The organism is Spiractinospora alimapuensis, from assembly GCF_018437505.1.
In the GTDB taxonomy this organism is placed as follows: Bacteria; Actinomycetota; Actinomycetes; order Streptosporangiales; family Streptosporangiaceae; genus Spiractinospora; species Spiractinospora alimapuensis.
Genome location: NZ_CP072467.1, coordinates 2,576,823 through 2,589,681 on the forward strand (window position 1 = coordinate 2,576,823; position 12,859 = coordinate 2,589,681).

At 71.6% G+C, this 12,859-nt stretch carries 9 protein-coding genes and 1 pseudogene; 6 read left to right on the forward strand and 4 right to left on the reverse strand.

Annotated elements, in window-relative coordinates:
• The first annotated feature begins 51 nt into the window (after positions 1-51).
• The 3 genes from J4H86_RS11760 (at position 52) to J4H86_RS11770 (ending at position 3,183) form a co-directional block, all read left to right on the forward strand.
• Positions 52-2,481 (forward strand): sensor histidine kinase, encoded by a 2,430-nt coding sequence (locus tag J4H86_RS11760; RefSeq protein WP_236543539.1) that lies wholly within the window; start codon positions 52-54, stop codon positions 2,479-2,481.
• A 21-nt stretch (positions 2,482-2,502) separates the two neighbouring features.
• Positions 2,503-2,865 (forward strand): DUF742 domain-containing protein, encoded by a 363-nt coding sequence (locus J4H86_RS11765; RefSeq protein WP_236543540.1) that lies wholly within the window; start codon positions 2,503-2,505, stop codon positions 2,863-2,865.
• 144 nt (positions 2,866-3,009) lie between these two features.
• Complete coding sequence (locus J4H86_RS11770) at positions 3,010-3,183, forward strand: hypothetical protein (RefSeq protein ID WP_236543541.1); 174 nt, start codon at positions 3,010-3,012, stop codon at positions 3,181-3,183.
• 320 nt (positions 3,184-3,503) lie between these two features.
• On the opposite strand, the gene J4H86_RS11775 is transcribed toward J4H86_RS11770, so the two are convergent.
• The 4 genes and pseudogenes from J4H86_RS11775 to J4H86_RS11790 form a co-directional block, all read right to left on the reverse strand.
• Positions 3,504-4,274 carry an SDR family NAD(P)-dependent oxidoreductase gene (locus J4H86_RS11775; protein WP_236543542.1) on the reverse strand — a complete coding sequence of 257 codons (771 nt, stop codon included), beginning with the start codon at positions 4,272-4,274 and terminating at the stop codon, positions 3,504-3,506.
• A 149-nt stretch (positions 4,275-4,423) separates the two neighbouring features.
• The gene (locus J4H86_RS11780) at positions 4,424-5,803 is read right to left on the reverse strand and encodes an FAD-binding protein (protein ID WP_236543543.1); all 1,380 of its coding nucleotides are present in this window, start codon (positions 5,801-5,803) and stop codon (positions 4,424-4,426) included.
• A gap of 179 nt (positions 5,804-5,982) precedes the next feature.
• A pseudogene (locus tag J4H86_RS11785) lies at positions 5,983-6,804 on the reverse strand (decaprenyl-phosphate phosphoribosyltransferase); the annotation flags it as partial.
• 69 nt (positions 6,805-6,873) lie between these two features.
• Entirely contained in the window at positions 6,874-7,788 is a 915-nt protein-coding gene (locus J4H86_RS11790) for a DUF3068 domain-containing protein (protein ID WP_236543544.1), read from the reverse strand.
• Positions 7,789-8,032: 244 nt separating this feature from the next.
• On the opposite strand from J4H86_RS11790, the gene J4H86_RS11795 reads away from it, so the two are divergent.
• The 3 genes from J4H86_RS11795 to J4H86_RS11805 all read left to right on the forward strand — a co-directional run bounded on the left by J4H86_RS11795 (position 8,033) and on the right by J4H86_RS11805 (position 12,859).
• Complete coding sequence (locus J4H86_RS11795) at positions 8,033-9,412, forward strand: acyltransferase family protein (protein WP_236543545.1); 1,380 nt, start codon at positions 8,033-8,035, stop codon at positions 9,410-9,412.
• Between the two features lie 1,774 nt (positions 9,413-11,186).
• Positions 11,187-12,107 carry a class I SAM-dependent methyltransferase gene (locus J4H86_RS11800; protein WP_330932521.1) on the forward strand — a complete coding sequence of 307 codons (921 nt, stop codon included), beginning with the start codon at positions 11,187-11,189 and terminating at the stop codon, positions 12,105-12,107.
• Positions 12,107-12,859, forward strand: a complete 753-nt coding sequence (locus J4H86_RS11805) for a class I SAM-dependent methyltransferase (protein WP_236543546.1) — start codon at positions 12,107-12,109, stop codon at positions 12,857-12,859. The genes J4H86_RS11800 and J4H86_RS11805 overlap by 1 nt, the downstream gene beginning before the upstream one ends.

Consider the following 12,859-nt stretch of genomic DNA (forward strand, 5'->3'; position numbering starts at 1 on the left):
CGCTACGATTCGTCGAAACCTCCCACATCACGCCATACCCCCAGGTGACTCGTGCAGCTCCCGAAGAAACGCAGAACCCCGAAGATCTGGGCGCGGCTTCGCCGGGTCGTCGCACTTCCCGTCGCTCTGTTGCTGGCTTTGTGGATCGGCGCCAGCGGATACCTCGCGTACAACGCCTCGGTGAAGTTCGCGGTGGCCGAAAGCGTGGACACGCTCTCGATCCCGGCCGGGCAGACACTGACGGCGCTCGCGGACGAACGCTCGACGGCCATGTCCTACCTGGCGGACCCCGAGGCGCACGAGGAGTCCTACGCCGAGGCGCGCGGTGGTGTGGACGAGGCGATGGAGCCGCTGCTGAGCGCGGTGGACGAGCTCCAGCCCCGCCTCCACGAGAGCGTTCAGGAGCGCACGGACCAGATCGCCACCGAGCTCGCGTCCCTGGACCGGGTACGCGAACGGGTGTCGGACCTGGAGATCCGGGAGGGTGACGCGCTCCGGGAGTACGGCTCCCTGACCGCCGCGGTGCTGGACCTCTTCGAGGCGCAGGTGCGCAGCACCGACAGCACGGAGGCCTCGTTCCAGCAGGTCGGCGGGATCGAAGTGACCCGGTCCCTGGACCATCTGAACTCCGCGGACGCGCGGATCCAGTCCTCGCTGGCCACGGGCGAGCTCAGTCCCCGCGCGCAGGACGAGTTCGCCCAGTCCATCGGCGCCTACCGGGACCGGATCAACGCCATCGGTCCGCTGTTGGACCCGGACAACCACGCGACGTTGGAGGCCGCGACGTCGAGTGAGCCGTGGGACGAGCTCCAGGATCAGGCCGACACGGTCATCGCGTTCGAACCGCGCACCGAGTCCGACCCGACCACCGGGCGGATCACGGCCGACCGAGCGACCCCCATCTCCGCGGACGCCTGGGACGCAGCGGTCGCCGAGGTTCGCCACGACCTGCACGAGCTGGCGGAGGAGCAGGCGGCACTCGGTGGAGACGTGATCCATTCCGAAGCCGTGAACAGCGCCTGGCTCGCGGTACTGATCAGCCTCGGCATGCTGTCGGCGATGGTCGTGGCGTTGTGGGGGGCGCGGCGGACCTCGCGCTCGATCGCGAAGCGCCTGTTCCAACTCCGCGACGAGACCCAGGACCTGGTGCGGACGCGCCTCCCGGAGATCGTGGCCGGACTCAGTCGCGCCACCCCGGTGGACACCCGCGGCGAGCCGTCAGCGTTGACCCACGACTCCGACGAGGTCGGTGAGGTCGCGCGGGCGTTCGGGGAGGCGCAGGAGATCGCGGTGCGGGCGGCGGTCCGCCAGTCCGAACTCCGGCACGGCGCGAACCGGGCCTTCCTCAGCATCGCGCACCGCAGCCATGCGTTGCTGCAGCGGCAGTTGCGCATCCTGGACAAGATGGAACGGGAGCAGCAGGACCCCGAACACCTGACGGACCTGTTCACCTTGGACCATCTGACGACGCGGTCCCGCCGGACCACGGACAACCTCCTCATCATCGGCGGGGAGTCGGTCGGACGTCCCCGCCGGCAGCCGGTCGCGCTCATCGACGTGTTGCGGGCCGCCATGTCGGAGACCGGCGACTACTCCCGCATCACCCGGGAGCAGGCGGTCCGTGCCTCCGTCCGGGGCGAGGCCGCCCCGGACGTGATCCACCTCGTCGCCGAGCTGCTCGAGAACGCCACGACGCACTCCCCACGCCACACCGTCGTCCACCTGCGGGCGGTCGAGGCCGCCAACGGGGTCGCGATCGAGGTGGAGGATCGGGGTGAGGGCATGACCGCGGAGGCCTACGCTCGGGCGAACGCGACCCTCGCCTCCCCACCGGAGTTCGACGTCACCCACTTCGGGGACGACGTCCAGTTGGGGTTCAGCGTGGTGTCGCACCTGGCCGCCCGTCACTCGATGCGAGTCCAGTTGCGGGACTCGCCCTTCGGCGGGGTCCAGGTGATCGTCCTGCTTCCCCGCGAGCTGTTGACCGCCGACGAGCCCCAGGCTCTGGAGTCCAGCCACGCCCCCGCCGACCCGCCCGAACAGCCCGGACCCCTCCCCGGTCCCGACCACGCGCCCGCCGGGTTCGGTACGGCCGTGGTCACCGAGGCGGTCGCCGCCGAACCGGCCGTGGCCGGGCCGGTGGCCACCGAGGACGAGTCCGCCGCCCCGCCGGCGCCCGCGGAGACCGCCACCCCCGGTGCGAGCGACCCTGCCCCAAGCCCCCTCCAGGAGGAGGGGCCGCTGCCTCGTCGGATCCGCCGCACGACGGCTCCGCCCGCGCCCACCCCGATGCCGTCCGACGACGCGCCCGTGGACGAAGCCGAACGCCTTCGGCGCATGAAGAAGGCACTTTCTGGTTTACAACGGGCGAAATCCGCGCAAGCCGATGACGAGAGTTCACGCCGACGCACGGCAGGGGAACCCGGCGAGGGTGGACCGGAGAGGGGCAACCATGCCGAGAACGGACCGTGGCGTTCCTGAGGCATCCCCGGGGGTTCGCGCATGATGGCGTTGGAACGCGAGCCAACCCACGAAGAGGACCCGTTGGTCCGCCCCTACATTCTGACCGTGGGGCGGGACCGGAGCGGCTGCCCCGCGCTCGACGTCGCCAGTCTGGTGGTCACCACCGACGCCACGGTGGACGAAGACACGGTCGAACCCGAGCAACTGCGCATGCTGTCCCTGTGCCGCGTCCCCCAGTCAGTCGCCGACGTCTCCGCCAGTCTCGACATGCCGCTCGCGGTGGTGAAGGTGCTCCTGGGCGACCTCATCACGCGCGGCTACCTCCGCGCCCACGCCCCGGCCCAGAGCGCCGCCCAACCGGAGCTCCTCAGCGAGGTCCTGGCCGGCCTGCGCCGACTGTGACGCGGATGACCGATCGCTCCAAAGAGGTCAGCCCTGCGAAGCCCGACCCCACAGGGGTGGAGGCGGCGGCGGGCGGGCGCAGCACCAGGTCGTGTTTGTTGAGCGGGCTGCGGAGCGGGCCGGTTTTTTGGGACCTTTGGTCTCGTGGTTCGACACCATGAACCCAACGACGAGGAGTGGGCCGCTCGCCCGCTCGTGTCCGCCCGGTTACGCAGGAGCAAGCGCTTGGCCGGACACCGCAAGGTCATCAACGCGATCCTGTTCGGAACCCGCACCGAGCCCCCTGGCGTGACGCGCCCGAGCGACACAGCCCCCTGAGAGACCGTCGCCGGACGCCACCACCGCTGATCCCACGACCTGGAACCGCGTCACCCAGGCCCCACGCATCGACGATGCCACCCCCAGCCCACGGAGGCCGGCATCGACCGAACCACCGTGCCGCCCGCACCCAACCGGACGGATCCCCCACGATCCACCTGCTCGCCGACAACCACCGCCGCCTCACTCGCCGCTGGCCACCCGCCCCGGCCACCACGGGGTGGCACCCACATCGTCGAGCCGCCGACGGCCCCGTTACGGCTGCCGCGCCACGCCGGCCGCCCGCGGACTCGCCCCGGCCCTCTGCTGGCAGACGCTCCCTAACGCGGCAGTCGTCGCCACACTGGACGGGGCAGGAGGCGCAGCACTCCGAACAGGGGCCGCAGCACGGCCGGGCACCATACGGTGTCCCGGTCCGCCCGCAACGCCGCGACCACACGGGTGGCGACGTCGGTGGCGGTCGTGGGGAACGGGGCCGGAGCGACGTGCCGGGACATCGAGGTGAAGACGTGCCCAGGCCGGACCACCAGCACGCGTGCGCCGCTGCCCCGCAGGGAGTCGCCGAGGGCGACGGCGAACCGGTCCACGCCGGCCTTCGCCGCCCCGTAGACCATGTTCCCGCGCCGCACCCGCACCCCCGCGACCGAGGACAGCACGACCAAGGCGCCGTGCCCCTGACGCCGTAGGCGCCGCGCCACCGCGAGACTCGCCGACACCAGCCCCCCGAAGTTCACCCCCACGTCGCGCGCCGCGGACGCCGGGTCCTCCTCGTAGGCGCCCTGGTCCCCCAGTACGCCGAACGCCGCGATCACGACGTCCAGGTCCCCGACCAGTTCGACCGCCCGTGCCACGACCTCCGCGTGCCGCCCCGGCTCCGCCGCGTCGAAGTCCACCCCGTGCAGCTCCACCGGTCCCGCGTCGTGTAGTCGGGACGCGACGTCCCCGAAGTCCTCCACTCGGGTGGCCCCCCGCGCCGCCAGGACGACCCGCCGCGCCCCGTCCCGGACGAGCCGCTCCGCGATCGCCGCCCCGATCTCACTGCGCCCCCCAAGGACCAAGACGGAGTCGACGGAGCCCACGGCGTTGCGCATCGGTACTCTCCCTGTTCTCGCGAGCGAGGAGACGGTCTCTCACTCAGTGACAATGCCCCGTAATTCAACCAACCCACGCGACCGTCCACACCCGCACGGCGCCTCCGGGGTCGCCGATCCGAGGGACGACAGCGCTGTCCTGCTCCTACTCACCGCAGCTCCAGACGGCGGGCGAGGTCCGAGGTGAGGCGACGGTGCGGGTCGACGCGGTGGCGGGTTCGGCGCCATTCGGGGAGCCGGGGGTACATGGCGGCCAGAGAGTCCGGGTGGGTGCGGGCGTCCTTGGCAAGGTAGACGCGGCCACCGGCGGCGGCCACCCACGTGTCGAAGTGGGTCAGCATCGCCGACGCTCCGGGGAGGCCGGCGGGGAGGTCCAGCGCGAGGGTCCAGCCGGGGAGGGGGAAGGACAGCGGTCCGGGGGTTGGGGGGCCGAGCCGTTTCAGGACCGCGAGGAAGGCGGGGACCCGGGCGCGGGAGCAGGTCTCGACGATCCGGCGGAGGACGGACTCGGCGCCGTGGGGAACCGCGCACTGGTACTGGAGGAGGCCGGCGGAACCGTAGAGCCGGTTCCAGCCGCCCACGCCGTCCAGCGGGTGGAAGTAGCGGGTGATGGTCTGTGGTTCGTCCTGCCGCCGTCGGGGAGCGCGGTGGAAGTAGGCGGTGTTGAACGCCGCCACGCTCAGGGGGGTGAGCGGCGAGAGTGGCGGGGTCACCGGGACGGCGAGGGGTGTGGTCGGCGCGTAGCGCAGGGTCCCCCGGCGAGCCGCGAGTGGGAGCTCGTCGTGGTCCGCGTGGTTCGCGCGGGTCAGTACGCCGCGGCCGAGGTGGCGACCACGTGCGAGCAGGTCGAGCCACGCCACGCTGTAGCGATGGTCGCCCGCGTCGTCGCTCATGGCGGCGAACGCGGCGTCGAGGTCCGGGAGTCGGAGGGTGTCCACCCGCAGGTGTCCGCTGGTGACCGGGAGCGCCGCGAGCTCGACCTCGGTGATGACCCCGGTGAGACCCATACCGCCGACGGTCGCCCACAGCAGGTCGGGGTCGTGGTCGGGGCTGAGGTGTCGCCCGCACCCGTCGGGCGTGACCAGGCGCAGGGAACGGATGTGGGCACCGATGGAGGAGTCGACGTGGTGGTTCTTGCCGTGGATGTCGGCGGCGACGGCACCGCCCAGCGTCACGTGCCGCGTCCCGGGAACCACGGGCGGGAAGTATCCGCGGGGCAACAGGTGGGCGATCAGGTCGGCGAAGGCCGTCCCGGCGGGCGCGGTGACGACGCCCCGCTCCGGATCGAGGTGGATCGGACCGGTGAGGCCGGTGCAGTCCAGCACCCGTCCACCCGCGCACTGGGCCGCGTCACCGTAGGAGCGGCCCAGGCCACGAGGGATGAGCCCTCGGTCGGCCCCGGGCTCCCCCGCCTCTGTGAGCGCGACCGACACCTCCTCCACACTGGTGGCACGAAGCCGGTGCGCCACCGTGGGGGACGTGCCACCCCAGCCACTGAACAGCACCCGGTCGGCGGTGGTCTCACCCACCCTGGCCCCCTGGCCCCGACCGCTCGAGGAACACGGCGACGGCACCCCCGGGCCGGCCCCCGGCAACGCACTCGGCGGTCCGCCGCGCGGGGGTGTGGGGAACGGCGCGGCACGACCTCCGGGCCCGACGCTCGCCCGCCGTCCACGCACGACTGTGCGCCCAACGCCCGGTGGCCGCCTCACCCACCGTAGACACCCCACAGCAGCAGCCCGGCGAGTGCGGCCAGGCCCAGTTGGAGGGGGCGGTCGCGCAGGGGGAGTTCTTCGGGTTCCTCTCCCCTGCCCTGGCTGATCAGGAGGTTGAGGCGCATCACGACCATGATGAACGGAACGATACTCGCTGCCTCCGCACCGAGTTCGGTCGCGTGTTCGTGTTCTTCCAGGGCCCACAGGCAGTAGGTGACGATCAGCGCCGCGGAGGCCATGGTGCGGAGTTGGGTCAGGAACGCTGGTGTGTAGTGGCGGAGGGCCGCGCGGGTCTCGCCGGGGCCGTGGTTGGTGAGTTCGGCTTCGCGTTTGCCGGCGACGACGAGGAGGGCGCCGAGGGAGACGGCGAGCAGGAACCAGCGGCTGGTCGGCACGCCGACGGCCGCCGCCCCCGCCACCGCGCGCAGCACGTGGCAGCCCGCGACGGCGGTGATGTCGCAGATGGCCACGCCCTTGAGCCACACCGTGTAGGCAAGGGTGAGGCCGATGTAGCCGACCACGCAGGCGAGGAGAGCGCGGTTGCCGAGGGTCGCGGTGGCCACGGATGCCGCGAGGAGGAGGGACCCGCCGAGGTACGCCGTCACGGTGGGCACGGTTCCGGCCGCGACGGGGCGGTGTCGTTTACGGGGGTGGCGTCGGTCGCTGGCGACGTCCCAGGCGTCGTTGAGGAGATAGGTGCCGCTCGCGGCCAGGCAGAAGGCGGCCAAGGCCAGACCGACCCCGGTCCAGGCCTGGGGCGTGGCGAGCGTGCCCGCCGCGGCCGGGGCGACGACGACGAGGAGGTTCTTGGGCCACTGCCGGGGCCGGGGCGCGCAGCAGCCCGCGGGCGAAGCCGCCCGGGGGTGCCGGCGCCGCTCCGGTCGTCACTGGCGGAGGTCGGTGGAACGGCCGCGAAGGACGTACAACGGCACGCCGCTCAGGATGAGGACTCCGCCGAGCACGAGGAAGGTGAGGGGAAGGGTTTCGCGGAGGAGGGGGATCATGGTCATGCCGCGTCGGGCGTTCTCGTAGTAGGAGTCCGTGGTCTCCTGGGTCCACTCGAGGTCGGCGTCGAGCAGGACCAGCTCCTCGCCCGTCTCGGCGCGCGCCACGCGGCTCTGCTCCTCGCGCTGCTTGAGCGGGGTGCCAGTCACGGGATCGATCCAGTACGTGCGGGTGATCTCGAAGATCTCGTCGGTCTCGACGTCGGTCGGTGCGTCCTCGTCGTCTTCGTCCACCTCGATGTCGAGGAGGTCGGCGGGAACGTCGCGCTCGTCGATGGCGATCTCGTCGATGCGCTGTACGTAGCGGTAGGCGTCCACGTGCCACGGTGAGCCCTCGTGGGTGCCCTCCACCGTCTCGACGCCGTCGAACTCCATCGGGGCGCTCTGCTGGGAGGTGGTGTCGTAGAAGTCGTAGCTCCGTTGTTCGGGGAGGAACGGGAACTTGTACGCCTGCCCCGCCTGGACCACCGGGCTCTCGTTGATGGCGGCGTCGTAGCCGTCCACGGCCTCACCGGTAAGCCGGTCGTGGCCCACCCGGCGGGTGTTGGAGGAGATGCCGTACCCGGTCTGGGCGTCCTCGATCCAGGTGAACTGGTCCCACACCACGACCTCGTCCTCGGGACTGCTGGCCGCGACGTCGGCCCGCAGGGTGGTGTAGGCGTGCACGGTGGCGTCCTCGACCACCTCGACGTCCTCGATGTTGAAGTAGGTCGCGTCCACCGCCTCGTGGGTCACCTCGGCGTAATAGTCCATGGGGGTGCGCATCATCTCGTTCGCTACCCAGAATCGCAGCAAGGGGGCAAGCGCGAGGAGAAAAACCCCGAAAGCGACAAGGATGACTGCGGCAATCCGGCGCATCGACCCTCCCAGGGGCCACTAGGGCGTTTCGTCCGACAGGCACGTGTTCTTGTGCGGGCCAAACCCCGCCCGGCGGTAAAAAGGCGTTGAAGTATCGTAATTGGCGCAAAGCCAGGCGTCACCCACACGTGTCCGGATTTTTATAACATGTTCTAACTGGACGCGTTCAGGAAGGCCCCCCGTGCCCCCCACCCCTGACACCCGCGACACCACGCTCCCGCAGATCCACGGACACCACCTCCCGCTGGACGGTGTTCGTGCTCTCGCCGCGCTCATGGTGCTCGTGTTCCACGTCGCGGTGGAGAGCGGCACGGCGCTCGTCCCCGGGCTGCGCGGTGCGCTGTTCTCCGGCTTGGAGCTCGCCGTCCCCCTGTTCTTCGGCCTGTCGGGCATCCTCCTGTACCGGCCGTGGGCGCGGGCGACGTTGTACGGGACGCCGGCGCCCCGGGCCGGCGCGTACCTGTGGCGGCGGGCCCTGCGGGTCCTTCCCGCCTACTGGTTGGTCGCGGTGGCGGCGCTGCTGCTCTACTCGCGCGAGTACCTCGCCTCGGTCCGGGTGTGGCTCGAGGTCCTGACGCTCTCGTTCGTGTACACGCCCGACCCCTGGTACGAGGGGATCGGCCCGCGTGGTCTCGGTCAGATCTGGAGCCTGTGCGTGGAGGTGGCCTTCTACGTGCTGCTCCCGGTCCTCGCCTACCTGCTGCACCGGGTCGCTCGTGGTGGCTCCGACGTGGACGCGCGGGCGCGGCGGCTCCTCGTCGGCCTCGGGGTGGTGATCGTGTTCTCGGTCGCCGTCCTGGTGGTGCAGTTCTATCCCGAGCACCGGCCGCAGATGCACATGTGGCTGCCACGCACTCTGGGCATGTTCGCCGCCGGCATGGCGCTCGCGGTGATCTCGGAGTGGGCGTGGAAGGAGCCCGACCGCGACGGTCCGGTGCGCCGGTTCTGCCACACGCTCGCGACCGCGCCGGCGACCTGTTGGCTCGTGGCCCTCGGCGCCTACCTGGTGACCGCGACGCCGGCCACGGGTGTTCGGTTCGCCGGGGCGGACTCGATTTGGCCGGCCGTCGCCCAGTCCCTCGCCGCCCTGGTGTTCGCGTTCTTCTTCCTCGCGCCGATCACCTTCCTGCCCATGGAGCGCCCGTCCGCGGCGGAGCGGTGGCGGGGCAGCGGCGCGTGGTTGCACACCCTGATGACCGGGCCGGTGATGGCGTGGTTGGCGAAGGTGTCCTACGGCGTCTTCCTGTGGCAGTTCATCGTGCTCTACCTCTGGCGGGACTTCACCAGCCAGGAGCCGTTCACGGGTTCAATGCTGCTGGACCTCGGGCCGGTGGTGCTCGGGACACTCGTGCTCGCGGCGCTGACACACCGCTTCGTGGAGCTCCCGACCCGTCGCGCCTATCACCTGCTGGCGGTGCGGGACCGGCCCACGTCTCCTCAGTCGGAGTCGCCCGCCTCGGAATCCTCACGTTCGTCTTCGTCGGAGCCCTCATCCGCGTCGGTGTCGGACTCGGCCTCGGCCCAGGGGTCGCCCTCCGACACCGGTACCAACGCGCCGTAGGTGAGCAGGCGCAGGCAGGTGTCGGGGTCGGTTTGGAGGGTGATGTGTTCTCCGCTCGCGGCCTCGGGCACGTACCACACGCCGCCGTCGGGCGCGGGCGGGAGCGCGGTCTCGGTGACGGCCGTCCCCACGGTGACCGTCAGGGGTGGGGCGACGGCCGTGTCGTAGGCGATCCCCAACGCGGTGGTCGGGCCACCACCGGCGCGGACGTCCCACCGTAAGGCGCCGTCCTCCAACGGGAGGCACTCCTCGTCTTCGGGCGGCCCCCACAGTTCGGTCTCCGGCGCGGGCTCGGCGTCGACCAGGAACCCCTCCCCGTTGAACTGCATGGGTTGTGCGCTGGGCACCGGTACCGCGACCCGCGGCCCGTCCTCCCCGAGCAGCGGGGGCAACACGAAGGAGCTCAGCCGGTCGTCGCCGTTCCACGGCAGGACGACGTCCTCGGGGACGGGGTGGGGGTAGACGGCGGCGTCGTCCGGGATGTCGGTGGCCCGCACCGTGTCGAAGTACCAGCGGACCCGGTCGCCGGAGAGGGTGTCGACGTAGGTGATCGTGGCGTAGCTGGCGGCGACGGCGTAGGCGGTGGTCGCGGCCACGACGGCGACGAGGAAACCTCGGCGCCGTGGCGGCTGTCGCCGGTACCCGGTCCCGCGCTCCCGTTCCTCGCCCGTGGGGAGGAGGGCGAGCGCCAGGCAGACCACGAAGACGACGGCCGCGTCTGCGACGTAGCGGGGGTCGTATCCGACGAGGGCCTCGTAGCGGCCTCGCGCGATGAGGGTCGGCACCAGGTCGACGGCGAGGACGTAGCCGAGGACCAGGCCCCAGGCGCGCCACGCGCGCGGCCGGAAGAACACGGTGGTCGTCACTAGCAGCAACAGCACCGCCCAGGCGATGACCGCCCCGAGTGTGGTGGCGGCGACCAGTCCCCCCGCCGGCGTGACCGGTCCCCACGCCCAGGGGCCACCCACGACTCCCAGCGGGAAGGTCTCCCCCACCAGGGCTCGGGTCATGGACAGCGAGACCTCGGGGTCGGGCATGCCCGCGCCGTCGTCGCCCGCCTGGGACTGTCGGGTGAGGTACAGGGCCAGGTGACCCGCGGTGAGGAGTCCGAGCCCCGCCCAAAGCCGCGGCCGGCGGTCCACGGCGGTGACCGGAGCACTGGTGAGCCGGCCGGGGGTGAAGAACGCGACCACGACGGCGAAGAGGAAGACCGGGAGCAGCATCGCCTTGACGGAGAACGCCATCCCGAACGCCACCGCGGCCAGTGTGCACCACAGGTGGCGTCGCTCTCCCGTGCGTACGTGGCGCACCGTGAACAGCAGGGCGGCGACGATGGCGAGCTGGAACGGTACGGCGTTGAGGGCCGCCGACCACCAGGTGAGGACGGGGAGCGTGAGCGGGGCGAGGGTGTAGACGGTGAGGGGAACCAGGAGGGACCAGCGCCGGCCGAACAGTTCCCACAGCAGCCGGAACAGGGTGAGAGCGGCGGCGGCCTGCGTCAGGAGCATCACTCCGCTGACCGCGCCCCAGTCGTAGGGGGTGAGGGCGGTGTGCAGGTACACCAGGAGCATCGCACCCGGCATGAGGTGGCCCTTGTGCAGGTCCAGCAGGTAGCTCCAGGTGAGCTCGCCCGAGGCGTACGCACGCCCGAAGAAGACGAGGTCGTCCTCGATGAAGAACGCCGACCGCAGCGCCCACGCCTTGAGTCCCATCCCCAGGAGGACCACCAGGACCCCGAGCACGACGATCCGGTCCACTCGCCGACCGTCTCCCCGTGGCTCCGCTGACGGCACTGTCGCTCACCCCGTTCGGTAGCCCGTCGCACATCGCTGCTGCGCGGATCATCCCGGACCGATATGTTCTGCACAAGCGTCGCAGAGCACGCATCCGGTGGGGAGCGTGCTCGGTGGACGACGGGCCACGGCGTGGGTCGGTGAGAGGGGCCGCGGTGACACTGGAGGAGATCCGGCGCGACTGGACTCGGCTCGGCGAGGTCGAGCCGCTGTGGGCGGTGTGCGTGGACCCGACGAAGCGCGACGGCGGCTGGGAGGACGAGGCGTTCCTGTCCTCCGGCGCCGCGGAGGTCGACTCCTCCCTGCGGCGGTTGGCCGACCTGGGCTGGCGGGTTCCGGCGTCCGGGCGGGCGCTGGACTTCGGCTGCGGCGCCGGTCGGTTGACGCACGGCCTGCGTGCCCACTTCGCCGAGACCGTGGGAGTGGACGTCTCCCCCTCCATGGTGGCCGAGGCGCGACGCCTCCTGGGTGACCCGCCCGACGTGACCCTCCTGCTGAACGAGTCCCCGCGCCTGCCCGCGCTGGAGAGCGACTCCTTCGACCTGGTGTACTGCGACCTGGTGCTGCAGCACATGCCGGGCGACCTGGCCCGTGGGTACCTCGCGGAGTTCGCGCGGGTGCTGCGCCCCGGCGGTGCGCTGGTGGTCGGGGTCCCGGTCCGGGAGCGGCGCACGGTCAAGGGTCTCGTCTTCCGCTACGCCCCCAACGCGTTGATCCGGCTGGCGCAACGGTGGATTCTCGGCTATCCGGCTCCGATGCGCATGCACACGGTGGCGACCCGCGCCCTGAACGGATTCCTCGCGGGCCGGGGCGGCACCCTGCTGGCCTGCGACGAGTACTGGGCCGGGGACCACTGGGAGCATCGGCGCCACTTCTTCCGTTTCGACCAAGGCGCCGGCTGATGTCGGCTCCGCCCGCGCCGGAGGGCTTCCGGCCGACGCTCGCCCGCTCGGCACGGCTGTTCGCCGCCTTTCGACAGGAGCAGCGCGACCCGGACCACTTCTACGGCACGCTCGCCCGGGACACCGTCGCCCAACTCCGCCACTTCACCGACCTCGACGGCGCGGTCGTCGCGGACATCGGCGGGGGGCCGGGGTACTTCGCGGAGGAGCTGCGTCGCGCCGGCGCCCAGTGCTTCTGTGTCGACGCCGACGCCGGCGAGATGCGACTGCGGGACGGCGTGGTGCCGGACAAGGCGGTGCTGGGCAGCGCCCTGTCGCTCCCGCTGCGCTCTGGCTCGGTGGACCTGTGCTTCTCCTCCAACGTGTTGGAACACGTACCCGAGCCGCGGACCATGGCCGACGAGATGGTGCGGGTGACACGCCCCGGTGGCCTGGTCTACCTCTCCTACACGTTGTGGTGGTCCCCGTGGGGCGGCCACGAGACCTCACCGTGGCACTTCCTCGGCGGGGAGTTCGCCGCCCGCCGCTTCCAACGACGCACGGGTCACGCGCCGAAGAACCAGTTCGGCGTCAGCATGTTCGCCGTGACGGCCCGCGAGATGCTCCAGTGGGCCCACCACCAACCCGACACCCACCTGGTCGCCGCCATCCCCCGGTACCTCCCCCGCTGGGTGTGGCCCGTGCTGCGGGTCCCGGTGCTCCGCGAGGTCGTGACCTGGAACCTCCTGCTCGTCCTGCGCCGAGTCGGGTAG